Source organism: Actinokineospora sp., assembly GCF_052390155.1.
Lineage (GTDB): Bacteria > Actinomycetota > Actinomycetes > Mycobacteriales > Pseudonocardiaceae > Actinokineospora.
The window spans coordinates 1-26,984 of the sequence record NZ_JBQTHF010000029.1; the positions used below are offsets into that span (position 1 = coordinate 1).

The 26,984-nt window shown below is 72.2% G+C and carries 28 protein-coding genes; 6 read left to right on the top strand and 22 right to left on the bottom strand.

The window, feature by feature from the left end:
• Positions 1 to 112: 112 nt before the first annotated feature.
• The 3 genes from ACT4N7_RS11075 to ACT4N7_RS11085 all read right to left on the bottom strand — a co-directional run bounded on the left by ACT4N7_RS11075 (position 113) and on the right by ACT4N7_RS11085 (position 2,792).
• Positions 113 to 709: a response regulator transcription factor gene (locus ACT4N7_RS11075; protein WP_018682728.1), complete on the bottom strand. Its 597-nt coding sequence runs from the start codon at positions 707 to 709 to the stop codon at positions 113 to 115.
• 122 nt (positions 710 to 831) lie between these two features.
• Positions 832 to 1,737: a hypothetical protein gene (locus tag ACT4N7_RS11080; protein ID WP_444828571.1), complete on the bottom strand. Its 906-nt coding sequence runs from the start codon at positions 1,735 to 1,737 to the stop codon at positions 832 to 834.
• A complete protein-coding gene (locus tag ACT4N7_RS11085) occupies positions 1,734 to 2,792 on the bottom strand; it encodes a MerR family transcriptional regulator (protein ID WP_444828572.1) in 1,059 nt (352 codons plus the stop codon). Before ACT4N7_RS11085 ends, ACT4N7_RS11080 begins: the two co-directional genes overlap by 4 nt.
• Before the next feature lie 214 nt (positions 2,793 to 3,006).
• Here ACT4N7_RS11085 and ACT4N7_RS11090 point away from each other — a divergent pair, with 214 nt between their 5' ends.
• Complete coding sequence (locus ACT4N7_RS11090) at positions 3,007 to 3,306, top strand: WhiB family transcriptional regulator (RefSeq protein ID WP_444828573.1); 300 nt, start codon at positions 3,007 to 3,009, stop codon at positions 3,304 to 3,306.
• Between the two features lie 60 nt (positions 3,307 to 3,366).
• Here ACT4N7_RS11090 and groL read toward each other — a convergent pair whose 3' ends face one another.
• Both groL and groES read right to left on the bottom strand, forming a co-directional pair.
• The gene (gene groL, locus ACT4N7_RS11095) at positions 3,367 to 4,986 is read right to left on the bottom strand and encodes a chaperonin GroEL (RefSeq protein WP_444828574.1); all 1,620 of its coding nucleotides are present in this window, start codon (positions 4,984 to 4,986) and stop codon (positions 3,367 to 3,369) included.
• Between the two features lie 109 nt (positions 4,987 to 5,095).
• Positions 5,096 to 5,389, bottom strand: a complete 294-nt coding sequence (groES, locus tag ACT4N7_RS11100; RefSeq protein ID WP_444828575.1) for a co-chaperone GroES — start codon at positions 5,387 to 5,389, stop codon at positions 5,096 to 5,098.
• A gap of 211 nt (positions 5,390 to 5,600) precedes the next feature.
• Between groES and ACT4N7_RS11105 the strand changes: the two genes are divergently transcribed.
• Together ACT4N7_RS11105 and ACT4N7_RS11110 are read left to right on the top strand one after the other, a co-directional pair.
• Positions 5,601 to 5,816, top strand: a complete 216-nt coding sequence (locus ACT4N7_RS11105) for a hypothetical protein (RefSeq protein ID WP_444828576.1) — start codon at positions 5,601 to 5,603, stop codon at positions 5,814 to 5,816.
• A 76-nt stretch (positions 5,817 to 5,892) separates the two neighbouring features.
• Positions 5,893 to 7,788, top strand: a complete 1,896-nt coding sequence (locus ACT4N7_RS11110) for an N-acetylmuramoyl-L-alanine amidase (protein ID WP_444828648.1) — start codon at positions 5,893 to 5,895, stop codon at positions 7,786 to 7,788.
• A gap of 49 nt (positions 7,789 to 7,837) precedes the next feature.
• Here ACT4N7_RS11110 and tsaD read toward each other — a convergent pair whose 3' ends face one another.
• Genes tsaD through tsaB form a run of 3 tightly spaced genes read right to left on the bottom strand, consistent with a single transcriptional unit; the run spans position 7,838 to position 10,013 of the window.
• Positions 7,838 to 8,881: a tRNA (adenosine(37)-N6)-threonylcarbamoyltransferase complex transferase subunit TsaD gene (gene tsaD / locus ACT4N7_RS11115; RefSeq protein ID WP_444828577.1), complete on the bottom strand. Its 1,044-nt coding sequence runs from the start codon at positions 8,879 to 8,881 to the stop codon at positions 7,838 to 7,840.
• Complete coding sequence (gene rimI / locus ACT4N7_RS11120) at positions 8,878 to 9,348, bottom strand: ribosomal protein S18-alanine N-acetyltransferase (RefSeq protein ID WP_444828578.1); 471 nt, start codon at positions 9,346 to 9,348, stop codon at positions 8,878 to 8,880. The genes tsaD and rimI overlap by 4 nt, the downstream gene beginning before the upstream one ends.
• Positions 9,345 to 10,013 carry a tRNA (adenosine(37)-N6)-threonylcarbamoyltransferase complex dimerization subunit type 1 TsaB gene (gene tsaB / locus ACT4N7_RS11125; RefSeq protein WP_444828579.1) on the bottom strand — a complete coding sequence of 223 codons (669 nt, stop codon included), beginning with the start codon at positions 10,011 to 10,013 and terminating at the stop codon, positions 9,345 to 9,347. The genes rimI and tsaB overlap by 4 nt, the downstream gene beginning before the upstream one ends.
• Before the next feature lie 80 nt (positions 10,014 to 10,093).
• Here tsaB and ACT4N7_RS11130 point away from each other — a divergent pair, with 80 nt between their 5' ends.
• Complete coding sequence (locus ACT4N7_RS11130; protein WP_444828580.1) at positions 10,094 to 11,521, top strand: acyl-CoA synthetase; 1,428 nt, start codon at positions 10,094 to 10,096, stop codon at positions 11,519 to 11,521.
• Positions 11,514 to 12,842 (top strand): carboxyl transferase domain-containing protein, encoded by a 1,329-nt coding sequence (locus ACT4N7_RS11135; protein ID WP_444828581.1) that lies wholly within the window; start codon positions 11,514 to 11,516, stop codon positions 12,840 to 12,842. The genes ACT4N7_RS11130 and ACT4N7_RS11135 overlap by 8 nt, the downstream gene beginning before the upstream one ends.
• Here the strand turns inward: ACT4N7_RS11135 and ACT4N7_RS11140 are convergent.
• From ACT4N7_RS11140 to glmS, 6 genes are read right to left on the bottom strand one after another with little or no spacing between them, the layout of a single operon-like run.
• On the bottom strand, positions 12,839 to 13,537 hold the full coding sequence (locus tag ACT4N7_RS11140; RefSeq protein ID WP_444828582.1) for an HAD family hydrolase: 699 nt from the start codon (positions 13,535 to 13,537) through the stop codon (positions 12,839 to 12,841). The two genes, ACT4N7_RS11135 and ACT4N7_RS11140, sit on opposite strands and share 4 nt — an antisense overlap.
• On the bottom strand, positions 13,525 to 13,986 hold the full coding sequence (gene tsaE, locus ACT4N7_RS11145) for a tRNA (adenosine(37)-N6)-threonylcarbamoyltransferase complex ATPase subunit type 1 TsaE (RefSeq protein WP_444828649.1): 462 nt from the start codon (positions 13,984 to 13,986) through the stop codon (positions 13,525 to 13,527). The genes ACT4N7_RS11140 and tsaE overlap by 13 nt, the downstream gene beginning before the upstream one ends.
• A gap of 4 nt (positions 13,987 to 13,990) precedes the next feature.
• A complete protein-coding gene (locus tag ACT4N7_RS11150; protein WP_444828583.1) occupies positions 13,991 to 15,070 on the bottom strand; it encodes an alpha/beta fold hydrolase in 1,080 nt (359 codons plus the stop codon).
• The gene (alr, locus tag ACT4N7_RS11155) at positions 15,067 to 16,161 is read right to left on the bottom strand and encodes an alanine racemase (protein ID WP_444828584.1); all 1,095 of its coding nucleotides are present in this window, start codon (positions 16,159 to 16,161) and stop codon (positions 15,067 to 15,069) included. The genes ACT4N7_RS11150 and alr overlap by 4 nt, the downstream gene beginning before the upstream one ends.
• A 27-nt stretch (positions 16,162 to 16,188) precedes the next feature.
• On the bottom strand, positions 16,189 to 17,622 hold the full coding sequence (locus ACT4N7_RS11160; RefSeq protein ID WP_444828585.1) for an NAD(P)H-hydrate dehydratase: 1,434 nt from the start codon (positions 17,620 to 17,622) through the stop codon (positions 16,189 to 16,191).
• 7 nt (positions 17,623 to 17,629) lie between these two features.
• Complete coding sequence (gene glmS / locus ACT4N7_RS11165) at positions 17,630 to 19,492, bottom strand: glutamine--fructose-6-phosphate transaminase (isomerizing) (RefSeq protein ID WP_444828586.1); 1,863 nt, start codon at positions 19,490 to 19,492, stop codon at positions 17,630 to 17,632.
• 72 nt (positions 19,493 to 19,564) lie between these two features.
• Here glmS and ACT4N7_RS11170 point away from each other — a divergent pair, with 72 nt between their 5' ends.
• The gene (locus ACT4N7_RS11170) at positions 19,565 to 20,386 is read left to right on the top strand and encodes a dienelactone hydrolase family protein (protein ID WP_444828587.1); all 822 of its coding nucleotides are present in this window, start codon (positions 19,565 to 19,567) and stop codon (positions 20,384 to 20,386) included.
• A gap of 3 nt (positions 20,387 to 20,389) precedes the next feature.
• Here ACT4N7_RS11170 and ACT4N7_RS11175 read toward each other — a convergent pair whose 3' ends face one another.
• The 8 genes from ACT4N7_RS11175 to ACT4N7_RS11210 form a co-directional block, all read right to left on the bottom strand.
• Positions 20,390 to 20,809, bottom strand: coding sequence for a hypothetical protein (locus tag ACT4N7_RS11175; RefSeq protein ID WP_444828588.1), 420 nt, complete (start codon positions 20,807 to 20,809; stop codon positions 20,390 to 20,392).
• Positions 20,810 to 20,820: 11 nt separating this feature from the next.
• Positions 20,821 to 22,929: a hypothetical protein gene (locus ACT4N7_RS11180; RefSeq protein WP_444828589.1), complete on the bottom strand. Its 2,109-nt coding sequence runs from the start codon at positions 22,927 to 22,929 to the stop codon at positions 20,821 to 20,823.
• 1 nt (position 22,930) lies between these two features.
• Positions 22,931 to 23,269 (bottom strand): hypothetical protein, encoded by a 339-nt coding sequence (locus tag ACT4N7_RS11185; protein WP_444828590.1) that lies wholly within the window; start codon positions 23,267 to 23,269, stop codon positions 22,931 to 22,933.
• Between the two features lie 154 nt (positions 23,270 to 23,423).
• Positions 23,424 to 24,758 carry a phosphoglucosamine mutase gene (glmM, locus tag ACT4N7_RS11190; protein WP_444828591.1) on the bottom strand — a complete coding sequence of 445 codons (1,335 nt, stop codon included), beginning with the start codon at positions 24,756 to 24,758 and terminating at the stop codon, positions 23,424 to 23,426.
• A gap of 122 nt (positions 24,759 to 24,880) precedes the next feature.
• Positions 24,881 to 25,453, bottom strand: coding sequence for a 30S ribosomal protein S9 (gene rpsI, locus ACT4N7_RS11195; RefSeq protein ID WP_444828650.1), 573 nt, complete (start codon positions 25,451 to 25,453; stop codon positions 24,881 to 24,883).
• Positions 25,454 to 25,530: 77 nt separating this feature from the next.
• Positions 25,531 to 25,974 carry a 50S ribosomal protein L13 gene (gene rplM, locus ACT4N7_RS11200; protein WP_444828592.1) on the bottom strand — a complete coding sequence of 148 codons (444 nt, stop codon included), beginning with the start codon at positions 25,972 to 25,974 and terminating at the stop codon, positions 25,531 to 25,533.
• 322 nt (positions 25,975 to 26,296) lie between these two features.
• On the bottom strand, positions 26,297 to 26,590 hold the full coding sequence (locus ACT4N7_RS11205; RefSeq protein WP_444828593.1) for a WXG100 family type VII secretion target: 294 nt from the start codon (positions 26,588 to 26,590) through the stop codon (positions 26,297 to 26,299).
• Positions 26,591 to 26,672: 82 nt separating this feature from the next.
• A complete protein-coding gene (locus ACT4N7_RS11210; RefSeq protein WP_444828594.1) occupies positions 26,673 to 26,951 on the bottom strand; it encodes a WXG100 family type VII secretion target in 279 nt (92 codons plus the stop codon).
• Positions 26,952 to 26,984 lie beyond the last annotated feature (33 nt).

Genomic DNA, 26,984 nt, shown 5'->3' on the forward strand with positions numbered 1-26,984 from the left:
TGCGTGACAGACGACACATTATGGGCCAGTTTGCAGATCGCAACTTTCGCCATCGTCTGTGTGACCTGGGAATCACGGCGAGCCGTGCGGGCCCGGCGACGCTGGTGGAGCGTTAGGAGACCAGGCCGCGCCGGAACCCGTGGGCGACCGCCTGAGCGCGGTCGCGCACGCCGAGCTTGCGGAACAAGCGCCGGGCGTGGGTCTTGACCGTGTCCTCGGACAGGTAGAGCTCGCGGCCGATCTGGCCGTTGCTCTTGCCCTGGCTCATGCCGCGCAGCACCTGCAGCTCGCGGTCGGTGAGCTGGACGCCGGGGTCCGACGGCTGGCGCGGCGCGGGCACCGAGGTACTGGCGAGCGTGTGGGCGAGCGCGGCCACCAGCTCGGGCCGGGACGCGTCCCACCGCAGATAGCCGCGGGCACCGCCCGCGATGGCCGCCGCGATGCTGCCCGCGTCGTCGGGCGCGCCGAAGACGATGACGTTGGCCTGCGGGTTGGCCGAGACGAGTCGCCGTGTCGCTTCCACGCCCGTGGGCACGGCGCGCTGGGTGCCGACCAGGACGACATCCACCGGCTGGCGGGAGAAGCGGGCGAGCAACTCGTCACCGTGTGCTACGCAGTCGATGCGACTGACCCCTGGCACCGCAGACATAACACGGGTCAAGCCCTCCCGAACGCTGCGGCGGTCATCGCAGATCAAGACCGTCGTCACGGGGACTCCTTCCTGCAGCCGAGTGACGTTCCACTTCCCCTATCGGACGCTTCGGGCCGAACCTTGACACGATTCGGTGGTAAATCTGTCAACCAATCCACCAGATGACCGCCTCAGTAGGTTCACCTGATCGGAGCAGCAGCGAACAGCCAGGTGGGAACCCATGGCGACGCCGCGGCGAGCAGCCGGACGCCGGGGTCGGAGTGTCGTAACACACAGTGCAGGGTCTCGGCCGCGAGCGCGCGATCCGCGGCCGCGGACTCGGGGGCCAGATCGGCGCGCACGATGGCGCATGGCCAGACCAATGGCCGCAGTCCCGACGCGATCGCGTCGGCCAGCGCCCCGGTGATCATTTCGCGGGCCTGGGCACGCTCGCCCGCGGCGGCCAGGGTCGCGCCGAGCACGAGTGCCGACTTCGTCCGGTGTCGCACGGAAGTGGATCTCCCCGCCGCCGCGGCGGCGGCCCGCGCCGGGGCGAGGGCTGACTCGATTCGGCCCGCGCCCAGTTCGATCTCCGCCGCCACCCAGCCCCGGCGGATCTCCGCACGCCAGCCAGCATCCGGGGATGCCGACTCGGTCGCGAGGAGGCTGCGCGCCTCCGCGGTCCGGCCGAGTCCGACGGCGTCGGCGGCGAGACCCAGCAGCACGTCCGAGCGAGCAGCCTTGGCATCCATGCCCGCCGGGCCCGCGATGTCCGGATGATCCCGATCGATGCCGCGCGCGCCGAGTACGCCCGCGGCCGCGAGCCGGTGCAGCCCGGCCGCGTCGAGCGCCCGCGCGGCGGCGTGCCCGCCGAGCTGCCTGCGGTGCGACGCGAGGGCCGCCGCGGCGAGCGCGGCGAGCACCGGATCACTGCCGTTGATCAACACCCGCAGGCGCGCGGCCGCCGCCGCGTAGTACCCGCGACCACCGAGAGCGACGGCCGCCAGCCAGGCGTCACCGGGTGTCGCGCGGTCGCCGGGAAGGTCTCGATCGGGTCGGGCGCCGAAAGCCGCGTCCCACAGCGGTGCTCGATCGGGGTCACTCACCTGGAGGAATCCGGGTCACCGAGAACGAACGCCTCGATCCGGTCGACCGCGGCCAACAGCCCGTCGAGGCGCTCGGCGCGGCCCGGCAGGTCGAGGTCGAACCAGCCGGGTCCGCAGGCGAACACGTGCACCCGCTGCCGCGTCCGGGGCAACTGGTCGAACACGGCCGCGTCGCCGTAGGCGGGCACCTGGGCCCACAGGACGACCGCGGCGGGCGCGGTCCGGCGCACGGCGGCCGCGATGGCGGCGCTGGGGACCGTGGCGCCCAGCATCAGGGTGCCGATGCCGCGCCGGGCCAGCGCGGCGCGCAGCACGTACAGGGGCAGGCTGTGCCGGTCACCGGGGACGCAGGCCAGCAGCACCGGCCGCGGGTTGCGCGGCGTGGGCAGCAGTGGGGTGGCCCGGATCATCGCGGCCAGCGCGCTCTCGTGGATCAGGTGCTCGACCTCCACGCCGTCGCCCGCGTGCGCCCAGCGGCCCGCCACGGCGGCCAGCACCGGCCGGATCACCCCGTCCCACACCGCGGCCACCCCGTCGGACCCGATCGCGTCGAGGAGCATCCGCTGGGCCGCGTCGTCGTCCATGGCCAGCGCCGCCCGGCCGAAGCCGCGCGCGGCCGGGGTGCCGCCGGGCAGCGCGAGCCGCCTGCCGCCGTGCCGGGCGGGCTCGGCCGCCGCGAACGCGGACTCCAGCTCCGCGTCCAGCCCGCCGGGCCCGGCCAGGTCGGCGTCGCCGCGCGCGGGCGTCGGGATCTCGGCGTCGTCGGCGATCAGCCGCAGCGCGTACTCGGCGGCCTCCGCGGGGGCCACACCCTTGAGCAGCGCGCGCTGCATGAGTTCGAGGCGGGCGATGTCGGCCGGCCCGTAGCGCCGGTGGCTGCCCGTCGTGTGCCCGCTCGGGCCGACGCCGTACCGGCGGTCCCAGGTGCGCAGCGTGGCGGGGGCGATGCCGAGCCTGCGGGCGACCGCGGCGACCGGGAGGGTCGGCTCGTCGCCCGCCGGGGGAACACCCGCGGTAGCGCTGCCCGGGATGACGGGCTCGGACTTGGTCACCACACCCCCATCGTCGGGTGACCCCGCGTGTCCGGCAACTGGGCACACGACCACGCTCCGTCGATCGGAGGATGCCGATCGGCTGAATCGGGCAACCAATGAGTCGATCACCCTTGAACAAGTATTGGCGCGGTTCTAGCGTGTAACCCGCTGCACCGAATGGAGTATTGACGCTCCCTTCCACCAGACACTCCCACCAGACATGGAGGCGGCCACGATGGCGGACACACGCAGGCTCCCCGGTCCGAACGCCGACGTGTGGGACTGGCAGCTCGACGGGTCGTGCAGAGGCATGGACAGCGCGTTCTTCTTCCACCCCGACGGCGAGCGCGGGCCCGCCCGGGTGCGTCGGGAGGCCAAGGCCAAGTCCATTTGCCAGAGCTGCCCGGTGCTGTCGCTGTGCCGAACCCACGCGCTCGCCGTGCACGAGCCGTACGGCATCTGGGGGGGTCTGTCGGAGTCCGAGCGCGAGGCCATCATCAAGACCGAGAAGCGCAGCCTGGCTGTCGCCAAGTAGACATCGACGAAGGGCCCGTTCGAGTTCCCTCGAACGGGCCCTTCGTCGGCTCAAGCCAGGTCAGTGACCGTGGCCGTGCCCGTGGCCCTGGGCCGCGGGGGACTCGACTTCCTTCTTCTCCACGATGGCGCTCTCCGTGGTGAGCACCATGCGGGCGATCGACGCCGCGTTGGCCACCGCGGAGCGGGTGACCTTCACCGGGTCGACCACGCCGTCGGCCAGCAGGTCGCCGTAGGTGAGCTTGGCGGCGTTGAAGCCGTGGCCCCACGGCAGCTCGCGCACCTTGTTCACCACGACCGCGCCCTCCTGGCCGCCGTTCGTGGCGATCCAGAACAGCGGCGCGGACAGCGCCTCGCGGACGATGGCGACACCGGTCGCCTCGTCGCCGGTGAGGCCGAGGCCGCCGTCGAGCTCCTTGGCGAGCTGCACCAGGGCGGCGCCGCCGCCGGGCACGATGCCCTCCTCGACCGCGGCCTTGGTCGCGGCGACCGCGTCCTCGATGCGGTGCTTGCGCTCGGCCAGCTCGGTCTCGGTCGCCGCGCCGACCTTGATCACCGCGACACCGCCGGACAGCTTCGCGAGCCGCTCCTGCAGCTTCTCGCGGTCCCAGTCGGAGTCGGACGCCTCGATCTCCTTGCGGAGCTGCTCGGCGCGCCCGTCGACGTCGGCCTTGTTGCCGCCGCCCTCGATGAGGGTGGTGTCGTCCTTGGTGACCACGATGCGCCGGGCGGTGCCCAGCACGTCGAGGGTGGCCTCGGACAGCTTCAGCCCGACCTCGGCGGCGATGACCTGGCCGCCGGTGACGACGGCGAGGTCGTCCAGGAACGCCTTGCGCCGGTCGCCGAAGAACGGCGCCTTCACCGCGACAGCCTTGATCGTCTTGCGCAGGGCGTTGACCACCAGGGTGGACAGCGCCTCGCCCTCGACGTCCTCGGCCACGATGAGGACGGACTTGCCGCTCTCGGCGATCTTCTCCAGGACCGGCAGCAGGTCGGCCAGCGCGGAGATCTTCTCCCGGTGCAGCAGGATGTAGGCGTCCTCCAGGATCGCCTCCTGCGCCTCCGGGTCGGTGGCGAAGTGGGCCGAGACGAAGCCCTTGTCGAACTGGACGCCCTCGGTGATGACGAGTTCGGTGGCCAGTGTGGAGGACTCCTCCACGGTGATCACGCCGTCCTCGCCGACCTTCTCGATGGCCTCGCCGAGCAGCGCCCCGATCGAGGCGTCGCGGGAGGCGACGGTGCCGACCTGGGCGATGTTGTCGCGGCCCTTGACCGGCGTCGCCTTTGCCTTGAGGGCCTCGACGATGGCGTCGGACGCGGCCTGGATACCCACGCCGATGGACATCGGGTTCGCACCCGCGGCAACGTTGCGCAGGCCGACCCGGACCAGCGCCTGGGCGAGCACGGTGGCCGTGGTGGTGCCGTCACCGGCGACGTCGTTGGTCTTGGTGGCGACGTTCTTCGCGAGCTGGGCGCCCAGGTTCTCGAACGGGTCTTCCAGGTCGATCTCGCGCGCGATGGTCACGCCGTCGTTGGTGACGGTGGGTCCACCGAATTTCTTGGCGAGCACGACGTGGCGCCCGCGCGGGCCGAGGGTCACCTTGACCGTGTCGGCGAGCTTGTTCACCCCGCGCTCAAGGGCTCGACGAGCGTCCTCGTCGAAACTGATCTGCTTGGGCATTGACTACCTCTCGTGTGCATTGCGATCCCCGTGGGAACCCGCGAGCGCGCAAACGCCCCGGTGGCCCCGAACGGGGCCGCCGGGGCGTCCTTGCTTGGTCAGCCGGACGTCAGTTGATGACGGCCAGCACGTCGCGAGCGGAGAGGATGAGGTACTCCTCGCCGTTGTACTTGACCTCAGTGCCGCCGTACTTGGAGTAGATGACGACATCTCCGACAGCCACGTCCATGGGGACGCGGTTGCCCTTGTCGTCGATCCGGCCCGGGCCCACGGCCATGACCTTGCCCTCCTGGGGCTTCTCCTTGGCGGTGTCCGGGATGACAAGACCGGAGGCGGTCGTGGCCTCGGCCTCGCTCGCCTGGACAACGATCTTGTCTTCGAGCGGCTTGATGTTGACGCTCACCGCTGTGACCTCCACGGGTCGTCGAAAGCGTTGGCAGGTACCTAATGACAGTTCACGCGGTGCCGACCGGACGGCCGACCCCTCGTTACGGCTCCTGCCACCCCGCCGTCGCGGGTGCCGGGGCGGTACTGGTGCCGTGCATCTAGCACTCTACCCACGCGACTGCTAACCCTGCAACGACCCCCACCCGCGCGGTTCCTAGACTCGTTCGGTGACTGTTGTTCGAGCCGCGCTACCAGGGGACTTCGACCGGCTGCGGGCCATCGAGGTCGATGCGGGAGCAGCGTTCCAGGCGGTGGGGATGGACTTCATCGCCGACCTGCCCGCGCCGCCGGACAGTGTGTTGCGGCGGTACGCCGACGGCGGGCGGTGCTGGGTCGCGGACGAGCATGCGGCGCGAGCTGCCGGGAATGCACTCACTAGATAGATATCGTGGAAACAATTGACGTACACGCTCGCCGGCAGCAGAGTGATCGGCAGTCCGATCGCCCCGCTTCGGGAGGCTGCCCGTGTCGCGCACCCTGGCCCTTGCCGTCACCGCCCTGCTGTTGACCGGCACCGCCGCCCCGGTGGCCGCCGCGCCGACGCACGACGACGAGCGGCAACGTGACTTCAGCTCGGCCGCCGCCGAGTACGGCGTGCCCGAGCGGGTACTGCTCGGCGTCGCCTACCTGCAGTCGCGGTGGGATGCCAACGCGGGCACGCCCAGCACCGCGGCGGGCTACGGGCCGATGCACCTGACCGACGTGGAGACCGCCAACTCGGGCGGCAGCCACCACGACGAGGGCACCGAGGACCCGCGCGGCGACGACGCCCGAGCGGTGTTGACACCCGAGGCGGGCACGCCGGACCTCGACTCGCCGATGCTGCGCACCGCGGGCCTCGCCGCCGAACTGACCGGGCTCGACGCCGCCGAGTTGCGTACCGAGCCCGCCGCCAACATCCGTGGCGGCGCCGCGCTCCTCGCGCACTACCAGCGGGAGATCGGCCCCGCGAGTGCCGACCCGGCCGCCTGGTACGGCGCGGTCGCCCGCTACAGCGGCGCGACCGACACGGGCGCGGCGTCGACGTTCGCGGACGAGGTGTTCACCGTGCTCCGCGAGGGCGCCGAACGCACGACCGACGACGGCCAGCATGTCCGACTGGCCGCCTCCCCCGCCCTGACCCCCGACACGTCGTCGCTGGCGCGGCTCGGTCTGCGCCACACCGACCCGGACCGGGCCGAGTGCCCCCGCAACCTGGGCTGCGAGTGGATTCCCGCGCCGTACCAGGAGTTGCCGGGCAACGACTACGGCAACCACGACCAGGCGAACCGGCCGGTGAGCCAGAAGGTCGAGTACATCCTCATCCACGACACCGAGGCCACCTGGGACACCACCCTGCGCCTGGTGACCGACCCGACCTACGTCAGCTGGCACTACTCACTGCGCAGCAGCGACGGGCACATCGCCCAGCACGTGCGCACCGAGGACATCGGCTGGCACGCGGGCAACTGGTACGTCAACGCCAAGTCGATCGGCCTGGAGCACGAGGGTTTCGCCGCGCAGGGAAGCTGGTACACCGAGGCGATGTACCGCACGTCGGCGAAGCTGGTGCGGTATCTGGCCAAGAGGCACGACGTTCCGTTGGACCGCGCGCACATCATCGGGCACGACAACGTGCCGGGCACCACGCCCGCGAACGTGCGCGGCATGCACTGGGACCCGGGGCCGTACTGGGACTGGGCGCACTACATGGACCTGCTCGGCGCGCCGATCAAGGCCAAGGGCGGCCACCACGCCGGACTCGTGACGATCAACCCGGACTACCGCACGAACCAGCCCGCGTTCACCGGCTGCGTCACGGCCGGGATGCCGTGCGCACCGCGCGGGTCGACCTCGGTGGTGCTGCGCGGCGAACCCCGCGACGACGCGACGCTGCTGGTCGACATCGGACTGCGCCCGAACGGCACACCGTCCACAATGCACATCTCCGACCACGGCAGCCGCGTGGAGACCGGCCAGCGGTTCGCCGTCGCCGACCGCCAGGGCGACTGGACCGCGGTGTGGTACCTCGGCCAGAAGGGCTGGTTCCGCAGCCGCGACGCGGTGCCCGCGCGGGGCTCGGTGGTGACCGCGAAGCCAGGCGTGGCAAGCGTTCCGGTGTACGGCCGGGCGTACCCGGAGGCGGCGGCATACCCGGCAGGGGTACCCGTGCAGAGCGTCGTGCCGCTGCAGTACTCGCTGCCCGCCGGGCAGACCTACGCGCTGGGGCTGAGCACGCCGTCGGAGTACTACTGGGCGACGACGTTCGACGCGACCAACCACACGGTGGTGCGCGGGGAGCAGTACCTGCAGATCCAGTTCGGACACCGGATCGCCTACGTCCGCGCGGCCGACGTGGACGTACGCCGCGCCTGACTCGGTAGCGGAATTCGGGTGTCTTTCGGGACACCCGAATTCTGTTCGCCTAGACCGACACCGTGGACACCGGCAGGGCCGGGTTCGCCGAGAGATCCAAAGAGGACGGTTCGACCCCGGCCGCGACCAAGTGCGCGCCCAGTGCCGCCATCATCGCCCCGTTGTCGGTACAGAGGCGGGGGCGGGGGACGCGCAGCTCGATGCCCGCCGCCGCACAGCGTTCCGCGGCCAACTGCTTGAGCCGGGAGTTCGCCGCGACACCACCGGAGACGACCAGCGTGCCGATGCCGAACTCGGTCGCCGCGCGTACCGCTTTCGCCGTGAGCACGTCGGCGACGGCTTCCTGGAAAGACGCTGCCACGTCGTCGATCGGGACGGGTTCGCCGTCGCGCTCGCGGGCTTCGACCCAGCGGGCCACCGCGGTTTTGAGGCCGGAGAAGGAGAAGTCGAACTTCGCGTCGCGGGGACCGGTGAGGCCGCGGGGGAAGGCGATGGCGGACGGGTTGCCGCGCTGGGCGGCCGCGTCGATGGGTGGGCCGCCGGGGTAGGGCAGGCCGATGACGCGCGCGACCTTGTCATACGCCTCGCCTGCCGCGTCGTCGATGGTGGAGCCGATCTCGGTGATCTTCCCGGCCAGGTCGTCGATGCGCAGGATCTGGCTGTGGCCACCGGATACCAGCAGCGCCAGGCACGGCGACGGCAGCGGCCCGTGATCGAGGGTGTCGGCGGCGACGTGACCCGCGAGATGGTTGACGCCGTAGAGCGGGACGCCCAACGACATCGCGTACGCCTTCGCGGCCGAGACGCCGACCAGCAGCGCACCCGACAAGCCCGGACCACAGGTGACCGCGATGGCGTCCACATCGGACAGTCGGAGCCCCGCCGTGTCGAACGCGCGGCGCATGGTGGGCACCATGGCCTCAAGGTGCGCCCGGCTGGCCACTTCCGGTACCACACCGCCGAAGCGGGCATGCTGGTCGACGCTGGAGGCGACCTCGTCGGCGAGCAGGTCGAGGCCGCCGCCGGGGTTAAGCCGGACGATGCCGACGCCGGTCTCGTCGCAGGAGCTTTCGATGCCCAGGATGATCGTCACGTGGTCTCCTCCACCGGCACCGGCCGGGCCATGGTGTAGGCGTCCGCACCGGAGGGCTGGTAGTAGCGGCGCCGCAGGCCGATCGTGCTGAACCCGTGCGACTCGTAGAGCGCGATGGCGGCGACGTTGTCGACGCGCACTTCCAGGAACACCTGCGCGTCGGCCTCCTCGGCGCGCGCGAGCATCGCCCGCAGCAGCGCCTTGCCGATGCCCTTGCCCTGCCACGCCAGATCGACGCCGAGGGTGTGCACGCTGCCCTCCATGTCCCCGGGCACTCCGGCCAGCGACAGCCCCCCGTAGCCGACCAACTCCTCGCCGACGTAGGCGCCGAGGTAGTAGTGTCCCCAGTCCAATTCGGACGCGAACGCCGACTCGGTCCACGGATCCTCGCCGCCGAACAGGATCAGCTCCAGTTCGGCGCAGCGGCGCAAGTCCTTATGGCGCAACGGTTCTAGCCGGAACGTCATACTCGGCTCACCCGCTTGCGGGCGCCGGGCTCGACCGCGTCGGGCCTGCGCAGGTACAGCGGGGTGAGCGCGGCGGGCTCCGCGCCCGCGAGCAGGGCGGTGCGGGCGACGGCGACCAGACCGGCCGGGCTCGGGTGCTCGGGGTCGACCACCGGCAGGCTGAACACGCTCGCGTAGAGCCGGGCGCCTGCCGCACGAACCACGCCCAATTCGGCCAGTCGCTCGGCCAGTTCGGCGGGCGGGGTGACCGCGGGCTCGGTGATCCGGGCGCCCGCGGCATCGTAGGCAGCCCAGTAGACCTCGCGGCGGCGGGCGTCGGTGACGACCAGCAACGGCGGGCCGGGGGCGTCGGCGGCGATCGCGTCGAGCGAGCAGACCGGGTACACCGGGCGGTCCAGGCTGTGGCCGAGGGCGGCGGCGGTGACCATGCCCGCGCGCAGGCCGGTGAACGGACCGGGCCCGACCCCGCACACCAGCGCGTCGACGTCGGCCAGCGTGCGGCCCGCCGCCGCGAGGGCGTCGCGCAGGTGCGGGGTCAGCAGCTCGCCGTGCGCCTTGGCGTCGACGGTGACGCACTCGGCCAGCACGCGGGGGGTTCCGTCGGCGAGGTCGACGACTCCGGCGGTGACCGCGGGCGTCGCGGTGTCCATAGCGAGTACCAGCACGGTAGTCAAGGGTACGGCGCGCCCTCGACGTGATCGCCGCAACTCCCCGGAAACCCCGGGGACGCCATTAGGGTTGCCGAGTGCTGCTGCCCACCTTGGCCACGCCGGACGCGCGCGAAGCGCTCCGGTTCGGGCCCGACACCCTGACCCACGCCGAGCTGGCCCAGGCCGCCCAGGCGCTGGCGGCGCGGCTCGACGGGACCAACCGGGTCGCGGTGTGGGCCACGCCAACGCTGCACACCTGCGTGGCGGTCGTGGCCGCGCTGGTGGCGGGTGTGGCCGTCGTGCCGGTGAATCCGAAGGTCGGTGCGCGTGAGCTGGCGCACATCGTCGGGGACAGCGCGCCCGATCTGGTGCTCGCGGACCAAGCCGCCGAGTTGCCCGCGGCGCTGGCCGCGCTGCCGCGGGTCGACGTCGACCCGACCGACCGGCTCGACGGCGTCCTGCCTGCCGAGGCCGACCCGGAGGCCCCCGCGTTCATCGTCTACACCTCCGGCACCACCGGGCCGCCGAAGGGCGTGCTGCTGCCGCGCCGGGCCGTCGCGAGCAACCTCGACGCGCTGGCCGACGCGTGGAAGTGGACCGCGGCCGACGTGGTCGTGCACGCGCTGCCGCTGTTCCACGTGCACGGGCTGATCGTCGGCATGCTGGGGCCGCTGCGCCGCGGCGGCGCGGTGCACCACCTCGGCCGGTTCGACTCGCGCGCGGTCGCGGACGCGCTGGCCGGTCCCGCGACGATGATGTTCGGTGTTCCGACGATGTATCACCGACTCGCCGCGGACTGCGAGGCCGACCCGGCGCTGGCCGCGGCCGTCGGGCGGGCGCGGCTGCTGGTGTCGGGTTCGGCGGCGCTGCCCGCGGTCGACCACGCGCGGCTCACCAAGGCCACCGGGCAGCGGGTGGTGGAGCGCTACGGGATGACCGAGACGCTGATGAACTGCAGTGTCCGCGCCGCTGGCGACCGGCGGCCGGGCACGGTGGGGCTGCCGGTGGACGGCGTCGATCTGCGGCTGGTGGACGACGCGGGCGTGCCGTTGGCGGAGTTCGACGGCGAGACGGTGGGCGAGATCGAGGTGCGCGGGCCGAACCTGTTCCTCGGCTACCTGAACCGGCCGGACGCGACCGCGGAAGCGTTGCGGGACGGGTGGTTTCGCACGGGTGACATGGCCGTGCGCGAGCCGGACGGCTACCTGCGGATCGTCGGGCGGCGGGCCACCGACCTGATCAAGAGCGGCGGCTACAAGATCGGTGCGGGCGAGATCGAGAACGCGCTGCTGGAGCACCCCGGGGTCGCCGAGGCCGCGGTGACCGGCGAACCGGACGACGACCTCGGCGAGCGGATCGTGGCCTGGATCGTGGCCGAGGGCGACCGTCCGTCCGAAGTGGAGCTTGCCGACCACGTGGCGCGACTGCTGTCGCCGCACAAGCGGCCCCGGGTAGTGCGGTACCTGGATTCGTTGCCCCGCAACGACATGGGCAAGGTCACCAAGCGGGCACTGCGTGGCTGACGGCGGCGCGCGGGACATCGTCACCGCGATCTCCACCGGCTTCGTTGAGTTCACTGTGGACGGTCCGGCGCGCTCCGGCCCGAACGGCCCGCTGGACTGGTCCGGCTACGCCGAGGCCCGTGCGCGCGCCGTGGAACGGTCGGGGGAGACCGAGTCGGTGATCGTCGGCGAGGGCCGGATCGGCGACACCGCGGCGGTGCTGGTGGCCTTCGACTTCCGGTTTTTCGGCGGTTCGGTCGGCACCGGTACCGGCGACCGGATCGAGTACGCCTTCGCCCGTGCCCGCGAGACCCGCACGCCGCTGGTGTCGCTCATCGCGACCGGCGGCAGCCGCATGCACGAGGGAATGCTGTCGCTGCGCCAACTCCAGCGCATCGCGCGGCAGTCGACGCTGCTGCGCACGGCGGGTGTGCCGCAGGTGTCGGTACTGCGCGACCCGACGACCGGCGGGGTGTGGGCCTCGCTGGGCGCGGGCGCGGACGTGGTGATCGGCGTCGCGGGGGCGCAGATCGGGTTCGCGGGCAGGCGCGTGCGGGCAGCGGTCGACGCCTACGACCCGGCATACACGGCAGAGGGGCAGCTCGCGAGCGGACACGTGGACGAGGTGTGCCGGCCCGACGACCTTGCCGACGTACTCGCGGAATGGTTGGTACTGCTGGGTTCCGGCACACCCGAGCCCGCCGAGTTGCCGCGCGCGCTCGGGTCGGCGGAGTCGTCCGGCGACGGCTGGGCGGCGGTTCAGCGCGCCAGGTCGGCGGGCAGGCCGCACGCGGAGGCGTACCTGGACGACTACTTCGACCTGCGCAGAACCATTTCCGGCGACCGCGCGGGCGGCGTCGACGCGGGCATGTTCTGCGGCGTCGGTCTGCGCGGCAGGCGGGCGATCGCCTTCGCCGCGCAGGCGGGCACCGCGACGACACCGGCCGGATTTCGCACCGCCAGCAGGCTGATCCGGCTCGCCGAACGGCTCGGCCTGCCGGTGCTGACCCTGATCGACACGCCGGGCGCGGCCAACGACGCGGCCGCCGAACGCGCGGGCGTCGGCCCGGCGATCGCGGAACTGTTCGGCTGTGTCGCCGCCGCGCGGGTTCCCGTCACCACGCTGGTCATCGGCGAGGGCGGCTCGGGCGGCGCGCTGGCGCTGGCCGCGCCGGACCGCACGTGGATCACCCCGGACGCCTACTTCTCCGTCATCGCACCGGAACTGAGCGCGGCCATCCTCAAGCGCCCCGCCACCGAGGTCCCGTCAACGGCCGAGCAACTGCGCCTGCGACCGCGGGACCTGGTCGATCTCGGTGTGGTGCGCGGAATCGCGCGCTAACGCCAGCCGTCCAGGATCGCGGGCAGGTCCGACAGGCGCTGCACCACCGCGTCCGGCTCGACGTCGACCGGCACTCGCTGGTGCACCGGGATGTCGCTGTGCGGCACCAGAACCGCGCGCATCCCGGCCGCCTTGGCGCCGCTGATGTCGTCGTGCGGGCGGTCGCCGACGTAGACGCAGTCAGCCGGATCGTCCACCCCAACGGCCAGCATGGCCGCCTCGAACGCCGTCCGATGTGGCTTGGTGTAAGGAAGATCGCTGCTCCACACCCGGCCGTCGAACAGGTCGCGGACGCCGTCGCGGTGCAGCACCTCCTCGTGCCAGGCCGCGGGCCACGAGGTGGAGGACAGCACCCCGGTGCGCAGGCCGCGCTCCTTGAGCGCACCGAGCAGGGGCGCGACGTCGGGATCGGTCAGCGTGGCGGGATTCCAGTACTCGCGCAGCGCGGTCAGCGCCGGTTCCTCGTGCGGGGCCCCGGCTGTGTCGAGCACGTACGCCAAGGTGAACGCGGTGTGCTCGACGCGGACCCGCTGCCACGCGGCGTCTTCGGCGGCGAACACCGCGGCGGCGAGTTCCCCTGCGGCGACCGGGTTTCCGGGGTGCACGACGTCGGCGTAGGCCCGCCAGGCCGCGAGGTGGTCCATGGTCACCCACGGGGTCAGCGTGCCGCCCCAGTCGAAGATCACCGCGCGCATGCCGACCACCCTACGGCGCGGTCGATCCACGCGCCGTGCGGTTCGAGGGTGGCCAGCCGGGTGTCGTCGGGGCGGCGGTCGAGCCGGATCAGCAGGTGGTCGTCGGACAGCCGGGATGCCGCGCCCTCGCCCCATTCGACAACGACCACCGCCGCCACCAACTCGGTGTCCAGGTCGAGATCGTCGAGTTCGTCGAGATCGCCACCCAGCCGGTAGGCGTCGACGTGGACCAGCGGGATGCCGCGCTCGCCCGCCCGGTGTTCGCGGGCGATGATGAAGGTGGGGCTGCTGACCCGGCCCTTGACGCCCAGCCCGGCCGCGATTCCCTTGGCCACCACCGTTTTCCCCGCGCCGAGCGGCCCGGCGAGCAGGATCAGGTCGCCCGCGCGCAGCACCTCGCCCAGCCTGCGGCCGAACTCGAAGGTGTCCTCGGCCGCGGCCAGCTCCATCGGCTCAACCACGCTGCCACCACCATTTCCGGCCCGCGCCCCGGCCGCGCGCGCATTCCCGCAGCAGACCCAGCAGGTGCTCGTTGACCAACTCCGGCTGCTCCATCATCACCATGTGTCCCGCGCCCCGCACCCGGACCAGCTCCGCGTCGGGCAGTTCGGCCGCGATCCGCTCCGCGTGCGCGAACGGCGTCATCCAGTCCGCGTCGCCGCTGATCACCAGGACACGGCAGTGTTTCAGGCCCGCCAGCGCCGCGTATCGGTTGTGGCTGCCCAAAGTCTCGATGAAGTCCGCCAACACCCGCACGGGCGTCACGTTCAGCATGTCCACCAGGAAGTCGACCAGGCTCGGACTCACGCTGCGCGAGCCGAAGCCCACCGTGCGCACCGCGCGGCGGGTGAGCTGGCCGCCCGCAGCGCGGACCAGTTCGACCAGGCCGGGCTGCCACTCGGCGAACCGGCCGACGATGCGGGTCACCGGGTTGTACTTGGACAGCAGCGGTCGCGGCAGCCCCTGCTTGCCGACCTCGCCTGCCGACGTGCCGATCAGGGCGACGCCGCGGACCCGGTCGGCGAACAGGTCGGGGTGGCGTTCAGCGAGCGCCATGACGACCATGCCGCCCATCGAGTGTCCGATAAGGATGATCGGACCGGTGGGCACGACGGCGCGGATCACGTCGTCCAGGTCGCTCGCGAGCTGCTCGATGGAGCTGGTCTTGACGTTCGCGCGCTCGGACCGGCCGTGGCTGCGGTGGTCGTACAGCACCAGGCGCACCCGGGGATCGGTGGACTCGGGCAGGTCGCGGCGCTGGAAGTGCCAGCAGCGGCGGCTCAGCGCGAAACCGTGCACCAGCACCACGGTCAGGTCGGGGTCGCCGCCGTCGACGGGGTCGACCTCCTCGACCGAGATGGCCATGCCGTCGTCGGTGGCGACCGTGCACGACCGGTCGGAAGCGAGCTGTCCCAACGGTTCGCCCGCGTGCAGCTCGTCAGGCTTGCGCTTGCGGGCCGAGCGGACGGCGAGGGCGGCGCCGCCCACCGCGACCCCGACGGCGGCCGTCGCGACCCGTGTCGACCAGTTCATCCGACCTCGCCGAGGTAGGTGCGCGTGACGCGCGGGCGGTACATGCCGGTGACGATCTCGTAGTCGATGGTGCCGATCGTGTCGGCCCACTCGGTCGCCGTGGGCTCGCCGCGCGCGCCCGAGCCGAACAGCACGACCTCATCGCCCAGGTACACGTCGTCATCGCCGCAGTCGACCACGATCTGGTCCATGCACACGCGGCCGCGCACGGGCCTGCGCTTGCCCGCCAGCAGCACCTCGAAGCGCCCGGACAGCGCACGCGGGATGCCATCGGCGTAGCCGACCGGCACCAGCGCGAGAGTCGTGTCCCGGTCCGCGGTCCACGTCTGTCCATAAGAGACAGACTCGCCCGCGGGGACCCGCTTCAGCAGCGCCACCGACGACCGGAACGTCATCGCCGGACGCAGGTCTTCCTGTTGTGGCAACGGATTGAGCCCGTACATGGCGATGCCGACCCGCACCAGGTCGAAGTGCAGGTCCGGCCGGTTCAGCGTGGCGGCGGAGTTCGCGAGGTGCCTGCGCGGCGCCAGTCCGGCGTCGAGCGCGACCTGGTACGCCTCGGCGAACCGCTCGGCCTGCCGGTCGGTCGCCGGGTTGTCCGGCTCGTCCGCGCACGCCAGGTGCGACCAGATCGCGTACACCTCGTTGTCCGACCCGGCCGCGGCGGCGACCAGCTCGGCCCACCGCGCGCGCGGGCAACCGTTGCGGCACAACCCGGTATCGATCTTCAGGTGCACCCGCGCGCCGGACAACCCGCGCAGTTGGTCCACACTGGACACTGACACGTCGACGCCCGCCGAGACCGCGGCGGACAGGTCGGTGTCCGCGATGTCCAGCCAGGCCAACACGGGCGCGGTGATCCCGGCCGCGCGCAGCGCCAGTGCCTCGGCCAGCGAGCACGAACCCAGCCAGGTCGCCCCGGCGGACAACGCGGCCCGCGCGACCGGGACGGCGCCGTGGCCGTAGCCGTCGGCCTTCACCACGGCCATGGTCTCCGCGCCGCCCGCGCGGGCGGCGAGCAGCGCGACGTTGTGCCGAAGGAGGTCGAGGTCGACGGTCACTTCGGCGCGGGGGATCATCTGATCAGCCATGACACCGCCAATGCTTGCACAGCGCGCTCAGCGGGCGAGCGCGCGGATCGCGTCGGGAACCGCGGCCACGATCGCCGACGCCGGGGCGGGCGCGCCTCGCGCGGCCAGTTCCCCCGCCCGGACGTGCACCCAGGCCGCGCACCCGGCGGCGAGCACCGGCGGCAGGCCCGCCGCCAGCAGCGCGCCGACGAGGCCGGACAGCACGTCGCCGGAGCCCGCGGTGGCCGGCCAGTGCGAGCGGGCCGGGTTGACCAGCACCCGGCCATCCGGCCCGGCGATAACCGTGGCGTGCCCCTTGAGCAGCACGGTCGCGTCGAGCTTCGCGGCCAGCGCGCGAGCCGCGCCGACCCGGTCGGTGCCCAGCCGGATGCCCAGCGGCTCGGCGATCCGGGCGAACTCCCGGTCGTGCGGGGTGAGCAGCACGGGCGCGTCGGGGTCGCGGGCGTCCCACAGCTCGGGGCGCGCGCCGAGCAGGGTGATGCCGTCGGCGTCCACACAGGTCGGCACGCCCTGGTCGAGCACGTGCGCGAGCACCTCCGCGGCCACTGTGCCGGTGCCCAGGCCAGGGCCGACCACCCACGCCTGCACCCGGCCCGCGTCCTCGACCGAGCCGGTCGCCACGACCTCAGGCCAGCGCCTGCGCACCTCCTCGGCCGCCGTGCCCGCGTAGCGGGTCAGGCCGGATGTGGCGAGGACGGCGGACCCCACGGCGAGCACCGCGGCCCCCGGGTAGACCGCCGATCCGGCGGCGAGCCCCACGACGCCCTGGGTGTACTTGTCGTCGCCCGGGCCCGGCAGCGGCCACGCTCGGGCCACGTCGGCGCGGTCGAGTACCTGGAAATCGGGCTCGCCCAGTTCCGGTCCGAGGCCGAGGTGGACCAGGTGCAGCGCACCGCAGCGGACCGGGTCGAGGACGTGCACGGGCTTGTACGCGCCGAAGGTGACGGTGACATCGGCGCGCACGGCGGGCCCGTCGATCGCACCGGTGTCCGGGTCGATGCCGCTGGGCAGGTCGACCGCCAGCACGGGCGCGCGCACCCGGGCCACCAGCGCCGCGGCCGATGGCCGCAGTGACCCGCGCGCGGACAGGCCGACGATGCCGTCCACCACCAGGTCCGCGGACTCGATGTCGGCGGCGGACCCCACGCGCCCGCCCGCGCGGCGCAGGGCGGCCAGGCCATCGGCGTGCGCACGATCCGGGTCGAGCAGCACCGCGGCGACCCCGACCGACCGCCGCCGCAACAGTGCGCCTGCCCACAGCGCGTCGCCACCGTTGTCGCCCGCGCCGACCAGCAGCACGACCCGGCGGCCCGCGACGCCACCCGTGCGCTCGGCGAGCATGCGAGCCGCATGCAGTGCGACGCCATACGCCGCACGACGCATCAGTGCGCCGGGCGCGGACCTGGCGAGCACCCGGCCCTCGGCCTCCCGGACGTGCCCGGTGGTCCAGACACCCCGCATGCGGCTCCTACTCGACCGTGACGGACTTCGCCAGGTTGCGCGGCTTGTCCACGTCGTAGCCGCGCGAGCGGGCGATCTCGGCGGCCAGGATCTGCAGCGGCACGGTGGACACCAGCGGCTGCAGCAGCGTCGGCACCGCGGGCACCTCGATCAGCTCGTCGGCGAACGGGCGCACGGTCTCGTCGCCCTCCTCCGCGATCACAATGGTGCGCGCGCCGCGGGCCTGGATCTCACTGATGTTGGACACCAGCTTCGAGTGCAGCACCGCCCGCCCCTTCGGCGACGGCATCACCACCACGACCGGCAGCCCCTGCTCGATCAACGCGATCGGCCCGTGCTTCAGCTCGCCCGCCGCGAAGCCCTCGGCGTGCATGTAGGCCAGCTCCTTGAGCTTGAGCGCGCCCTCCAGGGCCACCGGGTAGCCGACGTGCCTGCCCAGGAACAGCACCGCCTTGGAGTCCGCCAGCTCGCGGCCCAGCGCCCGGACCTGGTCGGCCGAGCCGAGCACCTGGCGGACCGCGGCGGGCATGGCCGCCAGCTCGTGGAACTCGCGGGCGATCTCGTCGGCGTACTTGGTGCCGCGCGCCTGCGCCAAGGCCAGCCCGACCAGGTAGTTCGCCGCGATCTGGGCGAGGAACGCCTTGGTGGACGCGACCCCGATCTCCGGGCCCGCGTGCGTGTAGAGCACCGCGTCGGACTCACGCGGGATCTGCGCGCCGTTGGTGTTGCAGACCGCCAGCACCCGCGCCTTCTGCTCCCGCGCGTGCCGCACGGCCTCCAGCGTGTCGGCGGTCTCGCCGGACTGGGACACCGCCACCACGAGGGTGTCGCGGTCGAGCACGGGGTCGCGGTAGCGGAACTCCGAGGCCAGCTCGACCTCGACCGGCAGCCGGGTCCAGTGCTCGATGGCGTACTTGGCGACGAGGCCGGAGTGGTAGGCCGAGCCGCAGGCCACGACGAACACCTTGTCCACGTCGCGCAGATCCTGGTCGGCCAGGCGCTGCTCGTCGAGCACGATCCGGCCGTCGACGAAGTGCCCGCGCAGCGTGTTGGCCAGCGCCTCGGGCTGCTCCTCGATCTCCTTGAGCATGAAGTACTCGTGGCCGCCCTTCTCGGCGGCCGAGAGGTCCCAGTCGACGGTGAACGGCTTCACCGGGGCGGGCTCGCCGTGGAAGTCGATCACCTCGTAGCCCGCGCGGGTGATCACCACGACCTGGTCCTGGCCCAGCTCGACCGCCTCGCGGGTGTGCTCGATGAACGCGGCCACATCGGAGGCGACGAACGTCTCCCCCGCGCCGATGCCCACCACCAGCGGCGACGACCGGCGCGCCGCGACGATCTGGTCCGGCTCGTCCACATGCGTCACCACCAGCGTGAACGCGCCTTCGAGCCTGCGGCAGATCGCCCGCACACTGGCGGGCAGGTCGCCCGCGGTGTCGCCCGCCGCGTAGGCCCGGGCGATCAGGTGGGCCGCGGTCTCGGTGTCGGTGTCGCTGGCGAACTCGACGCCCGTGGCCTCCAGCTCACCGCGCAGCGCGACGAAGTTCTCGATGATGCCGTTGTGCACCACCGCGACCTTGCCCGCGGTGTCGCGGTGCGGATGGGAGTTGCGGTCGACCGGAGCGCCGTGCGTGGCCCACCGGGTGTGGCCCATGCCCGCGGTGCCGGTGAAGCCGTCGCGCCCGACCTCGTCGAGCCGGGCCTCCAGGTTCGCCAGCCTGCCTGCCTTGCGCTCGACCGCCAGCGCACCCGCGCCGCTGAGCACCGCGACTCCAGCCGAGTCGTAGCCCCGGTACTCCAGGCGCCGAAGTCCATTCAGTACCACGTCGAGCGCCGCTCGGTGGCCTACGTATCCCACGATTCCGCACACGGGCACCAGGGTAACCAGCCCGGGCCCAGACGTCGGCACGCCTGCCATGGCGGCCACCACTAAGCTGCCCGCATGGCACGCAAGGCCAAGCACCTGCTCGACGAACTGGCTCGCCGGGGGCCGCACGAAGTCCTGCGCGGCGACCTCGCCCTCGTCGGCATGCCCGGGCTGGTCTACACCCCGAAATCCGGCCTCGGCCTGCCCGCGGTCGCGTTCGGCCACGGCTGGCTGCAACCGCCGACCCGCTACGCGGACCTGTTCCGGCACCTGGCGTCCTGGGGCATCGTCGTCGCCGCGCCCGGCACGCACACCGGGCCGCTCGGCTCGCACCGGCTGCTCGCCGCCGACCTGCGCACCGCGCTCGACGTGTGCGTCGGTGTGCGCCTGGGCGATGGCGACATCAGCGTCGACCCGGACCGGCTCGGCCTCGCCGGACACTCCACCGGCGGCGGCAGCGCGGTGCTCGCGGCGGCCGACGACGGCCGGGTGCGCGCGGTGGCCACGCTGGCCGCGTCCCAGACCAAACCGTTCGCCACCGAGGCCGCGCGCTCGTGCGGCATGCCCGGCCTGCACCTGGCCGCAGGCCACGACCTGGTGGCGCCGCCCGCATCCAACGCCGAACTGATCGCGCGCGCGTGGGGCGGGCCGGTGCAGGTGCGGACCCTGCCCAAGGCCAGCCACCTGGGGTTCACCGAGGGCAGGCACTGGAGCGGCCTGCTCGTGCACGGCAAGGCCGAGCACGCGACCCACCGGATCGCGCGGGCGCTGCTGACCGCGTTCTTCCTGGTCCACCTGACCGGCGAGGCCGACTACCTGCCGCTGGTCGAGGAAGACCTCAAGGGCGCCGAGATCACCTACGACGGCGACGACGACCTCGCCGCGACCCCCGCGTAGCGCTCACTCCCGCCGGTCGACCCAGTTGCGGCTCGACCAGTCGTCGTCCGAGTCGTCCTCGGGCGCGGGACGGACGATCGGCGCGGCGTCGTGCGGGCCGGGCGACGGATACCGATCCGGCGCGGGGCGGTCGCGGTCCTGGGCGGGGTTGTCCTCGCTGCCGATGGTCAGCAAGGTCGACTTGTCCGCCCGCGGCCCCCAGGATTTCGCGGCCTCGTCGCCCTTGTCGTCCTCGCGGCGCTGCCGCAGCTCGGCGAGCAGGTCGGCGTCGGCGCGGTCGCGGTCCTCGGTCCGCTTCGCCAGGTCGGCGGCGCGCTTGTCGAATTCGTCACCGATCTCGGCGACCGCGGCCCGCCGCCGGTACCTCGACTCCTCGAACGGCGCGACGGCCTCGCGAAAGACCGGGTTGCGATCGTCCAACACCGGAATCCTCCTCACCGGTTGCTGTCGCCGAGGGCGCCGCTGACGCGGACCTCGGCGTCCTCGTAGTCGTCGTCGAACAGCTCGCCCTGGGTCCGCCACTGGCTGCCCCCGCGGTCCTGGTCGCCCGACCCACCCGCGCCGCCGCCCATGCCGCCCATCATGGGCATGCCGCCGCCGAGCCCGGACCCACTCTGGCCGCCCGGCTGCGCGTGGCCCGACCCGGACTCCGCCTGGGCGCTGGACAGGCCCGCCTCACCGGCGCCCGCGGTCTGGGAGTCGCCGGACGGGCCCGCGGCCTCGTCGCCGAACACGCTGCCCGCCGCGCCCCACAGGCCCGCGCCGCTGTCGCTCGCCGCGAAGGTCGACTGTGGACTGTCCCCGACCGTCTGCCCGGACTCGGAACCACCCGCGCCTGCGCCCGATCCACCCGCGACCGACTCGGCGGCAGGCTGTCCACTCGCGACCGACTCGGGAGCACCCGGTCCACTCGCGACGGACGCGCGGTCGGCCTGCCCACCCGCGGCATCGGGTGCGGCGGTCGCCGGTTCGATCTTGGGGTGCGCCGGGTCCTGGTAGTCGAGGGTGTAGGTGGTCGGGTCGCCGGAGCCGTCGTCCAGGGTGATCCGCACGGTGTCGGGCGATCCGTCGGGCCGCTCGGCGGTGATGGTCAGCCCACCGTCCTCGACGACCACCTTGCCGTCCGGGCCCGCCTGGACCTGCTCGACACCCGCGGAAACAGCGCCATCGGCGGGGTACGGCAGTGTCCGCACCGGCTGGTCCGCCCCGGGCTCGGCCGCGGCGGCGAAGTCCAGCTCGTAGGTCTTCGGGGTGCCGGACCCGTCGTCCACGGTGACCTTGACCCGACCCTGACCGTCCGGGCTGTCGACCGAGATGGTCCGGTCGCCGTCCTTGATGGTCACCGTCTCCGGCGGGCCCGCCGCGGGCGTTCCGCCGAGTCCGGGCGACGCGCTCGTGGGGTCCGTCCCAGCCGGATCGGTGGCCTGCGGCATCTCCGGCGCCGCGGACATCGCGGGCATCGCGGGCATCGCGGGCACAGCGGGCGGGGTAGGCCCACCGCCACCGCCGCCACCACCGGGATTCCTGGTCGACTCACCGGGGTCCCGCGGCTGGTCGACGGGCTCGCGCGGCTGCTCCGGTGGCGTCTGCGGCGCGGGCGGCGCGATCTTGGCGAACGGGTCGGCCGCGCTCGGCTCGCCGGTCTTGCCCGCGATGGTCAGCGGACCGGTCACGTCGCCGAACAGCTCGAAATCGGCCTTCACCGCGTCGCAGCAGGTCTTGATCCTGGCCCGCCACTCGGTGACGACCTCGTTGTACTGCGAGGCGAGGTCGTCGAGCCAGAACACGGCCCTGGTGATCTCCTCGTAGAGCCGCAGACCTTCCGGGAACGGCCCGTAGTGGTCGTAGGCGATGTCGATACAGAACTCGTAGTCCTCCCGCGCCCGGTCCACAATGGACCGCAGGTTGGGGAATCCCTGGCTGGCGATCGTGTTGAGACCATCGATCTTGTACGAGATGTTGCTGAGGAAACCGGCGTCGGTGTTGCCGTAGATGCCGACGAACTGGCCGCCGCGCTGGTCCGGGTCGGCGAACTTGACGAGTTCGTCCACTGCCTCACTGGTGTTGCGCCACAGCCCGAGGACCGCGCCGGACAGCTTGGTGTTGCTGTCCTGGTAGAGGGTCGCCCCCGCGACGACATCGTCGAACTTGGCCAGCGCCGCGGTAGCCGCATCGCCCCGCCACACCGTGCCGATACCCGAGTGCGCGGCGGTCATCGCGGCGGTGAGACCGCCGCCGACCTCGCTCATCTTCGCCAGGCGCCCGTACATGTCGTACAGGTGGCCCCAGTTGATCGGCTCCAGCTTGGGGATGTTCTTCTCCTCGTCCCCATCTCCGTAAACCCAGGCGCCCCAACCCTTCCTGGCGAATGTGTGGTCGCGCCAGCGCTCGTAGAGGCCGCCGAACTGGCCCCGCGAGAGCAGGTCGCGCAGCTTCTGCGCGTGGGCGAGGGTGTTGCGGCCGGTGTGGTTGGCGTTGACGTTCGGCGGCTCCTCCTCGACGATCGCGAAGATCGCATCCGCCTCGTTGGTGATCGCGCCCATGTCAGATCCCACCCGCCGACCGGTTGAGCAGCGCGGTGCTCTGCGCCTCGTTGTCGACCTGGAGCCCGGCCGCGGACTTCAGCGCCGCCTCGGTGCCCTGCACGAGGGTGCCGACGTAGCCGACCGACTGCGCGAGGGACGCGACCACCTCAAGGAACCGGCCCGCCGCGCGCTGCGCCGTCGGGAGATCCCCGAAGTCGGCCTGTGTGAGTGGACTGGCGGCCGCGAACGTGCCCGCGGCCACCGTCGCGTCGCCCAGTTCGCCAAGCTCGTAGGCGATGGCCGACACGGCTCCCGGGTCCATCTCGGTGCTGCCCTGCTGCGGTGGCGCGTCCGGCATAACTCCCCCTTGCCCCTGACTGGTACCGATCAACTCCCATCCGACGCATGGGTGACGCCGATGGTGCCGATAAGTAAGCAAGAGCAAATGTACTCAGCGGACCGGACGCGCCGCGGCCAGTCGGCGGGATTCACCACTGTCAGTGAGCGGGCTGTCAGTGCGCGGCCGAGACGACCCCGGCCAACCGTTCGGCGGCGGACTGGGCAACCTCGTGGCTCGGCGCCTCGACCATGACGCGCACCAACTGCTCGGTGCCCGACGGGCGCAGCAGCACGCGGCCGGTGTCGCCCAGCTCGGCCGACACCGCGGCGACGGCTGCGCTCACCGCGGGTGACGCGGCGACGGTGGCCTTGTCGGCGACCCGCACGTTCAGCAGCACCTGCGGGAGCCTGCGCATGGCGCCCGCCAGGTCGGCCAGGGAACGGCCGGTGCCCGCCATCCTGGCCATCAGGCGCATCGCGGTCAGCAGGCCGTCGCCGGTGGTGGCGTAGGTCGGGAGCAGGACGTGGCCGGACTGCTCGCCGCCGAGGGACAGCCCCCGCGCGCGCAGCTCGGCCAGCACGTACCGGTCACCCACCGAGGTGGTGTGCAGCCCGATGCCCGCCTCGCGCATGGCCAGGTGCAGGCCCAGGTTGCTCATCACGGTGACGACGAGCGTGTCCTCGATCAGCTCGCCCGCCTCCTTCATGGCCATCGCGAGCACGACCATGATCTGGTCGCCGTCGATGATCTCGCCTGCGGCGTCCACCGCGAGACAGCGGTCCGCGTCACCGTCGTGGGCGATGCCCAGGTGCGCGCCCTCGGCGACGACGGTGGCCCGCAGCGCGTCGAGGTGGGTCGAGCCGCAGTTGTCGTTGATGTTCTCGCCGTCGGGCAGGGCGTGGATCGCGATGACCTCGGCGCCCGCCTCGCGGTACGCCTGCGGGGCCGCGGCCCAGGCGGCGCCGTTCGCGCAGTCGACCACCACGCGCAGCCCGTCGAGCCGGTTCGGGATCGACTTGAGCAGGTGGGCGATGTAGCGGTCGTGGGCGTCGTTGATGTCGTAGACGCGGCCGACAGCCGCGCCGGTCGGCCGGGCGGCGGCGTGACCGAGACCGGCCTCGATCTCGTCCTCGATGGCGTCGGCCAGCTTGTGCCCGCCCGCGGCGAACAACTTGATGCCGTTGTCGGGCATCGGGTTGTGCGAGGCGGAGATCATCACGCCCAGGTCGGCGTTCAGCTCGGCAACCAGGTGGGCCACGCCGGGCGTGGGCAGCACCCCGACCTGCATGACGTCGGCACCCGCGGAGGTCAGGCCCGCGCAGACGGCGGCCTGCAGCATCTCACCGCTGGCCCGCGGGTCGCGGCCGACCACCGCGACGGGCCGATGCGAGCTGTCGTGCGCGGCGAGCACCCTGGCCGCCGACGCCGCGACCGAGAGCACCAGTTCCGGGGTGAGATCGGAGTTCGCGAGGCCGCGCACCCCGTCGGTGCCGAACAGTCGGGCCATGTCGGGTACCTCCGCCGCGCTGGGGATTGGGGAAAGAGCGTAAGACACCAGAGAAAAACACAGCGGGAGCAGCAGTTCGGATCGCGAACCTGCTGCTCCCGCTGGAAGGGCTGACCGGAGGGTCAGCGCTTGCTGTACTGCGGTGCCTTGCGGGCCTTCTTGAGGCCGTACTTCTTGCGCTCCTTGGCCCGCGGGTCGCGGGTGAGGAAGCCGGCCTTCTTCAGGGCCGGGCGGTCCTCGCTGTCCAGCTCGATCAGCGCGCGGGCGATCGCCAGCCGCAGCGCACCGGCCTGGCCGGTGATGCCGCCGCCGTGCAGGTTGGCGCGGATGTCGAAGGACTCGGGCTTCTCGACCAGCACCAGCGGCTCGCGGATGAGCTGCTGGTGGACCTTGTTCGGGAAGTACTCCTCCAGCGTCTTGCCGTTGAGGAGGAACTTGCCGCTGCCCGTGACGATCCGCACGCGGACGATGGCCTGCTTGCGGCGGCCGACGGTCTGGGCGGTCTCGGAGGTCAGGTGCGGCAGCACGGGGGCGGCGTCGTCGCCCTCGGGAGCCTCGGTGTCGGTGCTCTCCGCGACGACGGCGGTCTCGGCGACATCGGCGGTCTCCGCGACATCGGCAGTCTCCGCGACGTCAGCGGTCTCCGCGACATCGGCAGTCTCCGCGACGTCAGCGGTCTCGGGAGCCTCGGCCACCTCGGCGGCGGCCTCGGTCTCGGCGACCTCGACGGCCTCGGGGGCCTCGTCGGTGTCGGTGGTCACGACATCCTCACTCACTTGGCGACCTTCGCAATCTCGTACGGCGTGGGCTGCTGGGCGGCGTGGGGGTGCGCCGGGCCTGCGTAGACCTTGAGCTTCTTCCCCTGGGCGCGGCCGAGCTTGTTCTTCGGCAGCATGCCCTTGACGACCTTCTCCAGCAGCCGGTCGGGGCGCGAGTCGAGCAGCTCACCGAAGGAGCGCTTGCGCAGACCGCCCGGGTAACCGCTGTGCCGGTAGGCGAACGCCTGGTCCCGCTTGTTGCCGGTCAGGGCGACCTTCTCGGCGTTGACGATGACGACGAAGTCGCCGGTGTCCACATGGGGGGCGAAGGTGGGCTTGTGCTTGCCGCGCAGGAGCGTGGCTACCTGCGTGGCGAGACGGCCGAGCACCACGTCCTCGGCATCGATCACGTGCCAGGCGCGGTCGACCTCGCCGGGCTTAGGGCTGTACGTGGGCACGGGTCTACCTCATCGTCAACTTGCTTCATGGGTGCCTGTGCGGGCCTCACCTCTGGCTGCTTGGGACACCCAGAGGCGCGCAACGCCGCTCGACTCGCATTTGACCAGTCGAGCTTTACGCCCCGCGCCGCACAACAAAGTAAGAAGATACCGGGTCCGCCCGCGGAGGGTCAAAACGGGTGCCGGTTGACCCCTGGCGAAGGGCACGACACCCGGTCCGGGGCCGGTCCCGGAGGCCGACGCAGACACCCGAGTGGGGCCCGGGAACATCTCCGGGCCCCACTCGGGAGTTTGGTAGTCGGCTACCGCGACGAGCGCGGGATCAGCCCCACTTGCTGGCGTTGGCCTTCTCGGTGGCCTCGTAGTTCTCACCGGAGTGCTGCACGGCCACGCTGATCGAGCTGAGGACCTGCTTGAGCTCGTCGTAGGCGGTGTTCCACTGCGCCTGCTTGGCGGCCCAGGCCTCCTTGGCGTCACCGGTGTAGCCGGCGTCCAACGGCGCGAGCCGGGACCTGAGGTCACTCAGCAGGTTTTCGAGCTGCGAGGACGTGGAGTTGATCGACGAGGCAGCGTTCGCGACCTCCGCGAAGTTGACGCTGATCATGTCGTTGGGCATTGCGATGTCTCCCTGAGTCTTGAAGTCCCGAAGTCGGAAAAGGTCTCGAACGAGGTGGAGATCAGGTGCGGAGCGAGCAACGTCAGCCGAGGACGTTCGTGATGGTGCTCATCGACTGCGAGGCTTCCTCTTCCTGACGGGTGTAGGCCACGTTCGAGTCCTTGAGCTGCTGGGAGATCGCGGCGAGCGCGTCGTGCAGCTTGGCGGAGTCGGCGTAGTAGCGGTCCATCAGCGTGGCGAACGCCATGGACGCGGTGCCCTTCCAGTTGTTGCGCAGCGGCTCAAGGTTGCTGCCGAGGCTCTTCAGCGCGTTCTGGCTCTCCTCGTTGACGTTGTCGACGTCGACGGCAGCCTTTGCCATCTCTTCGGTCGAGAGTCCATAACCGGCCATTGG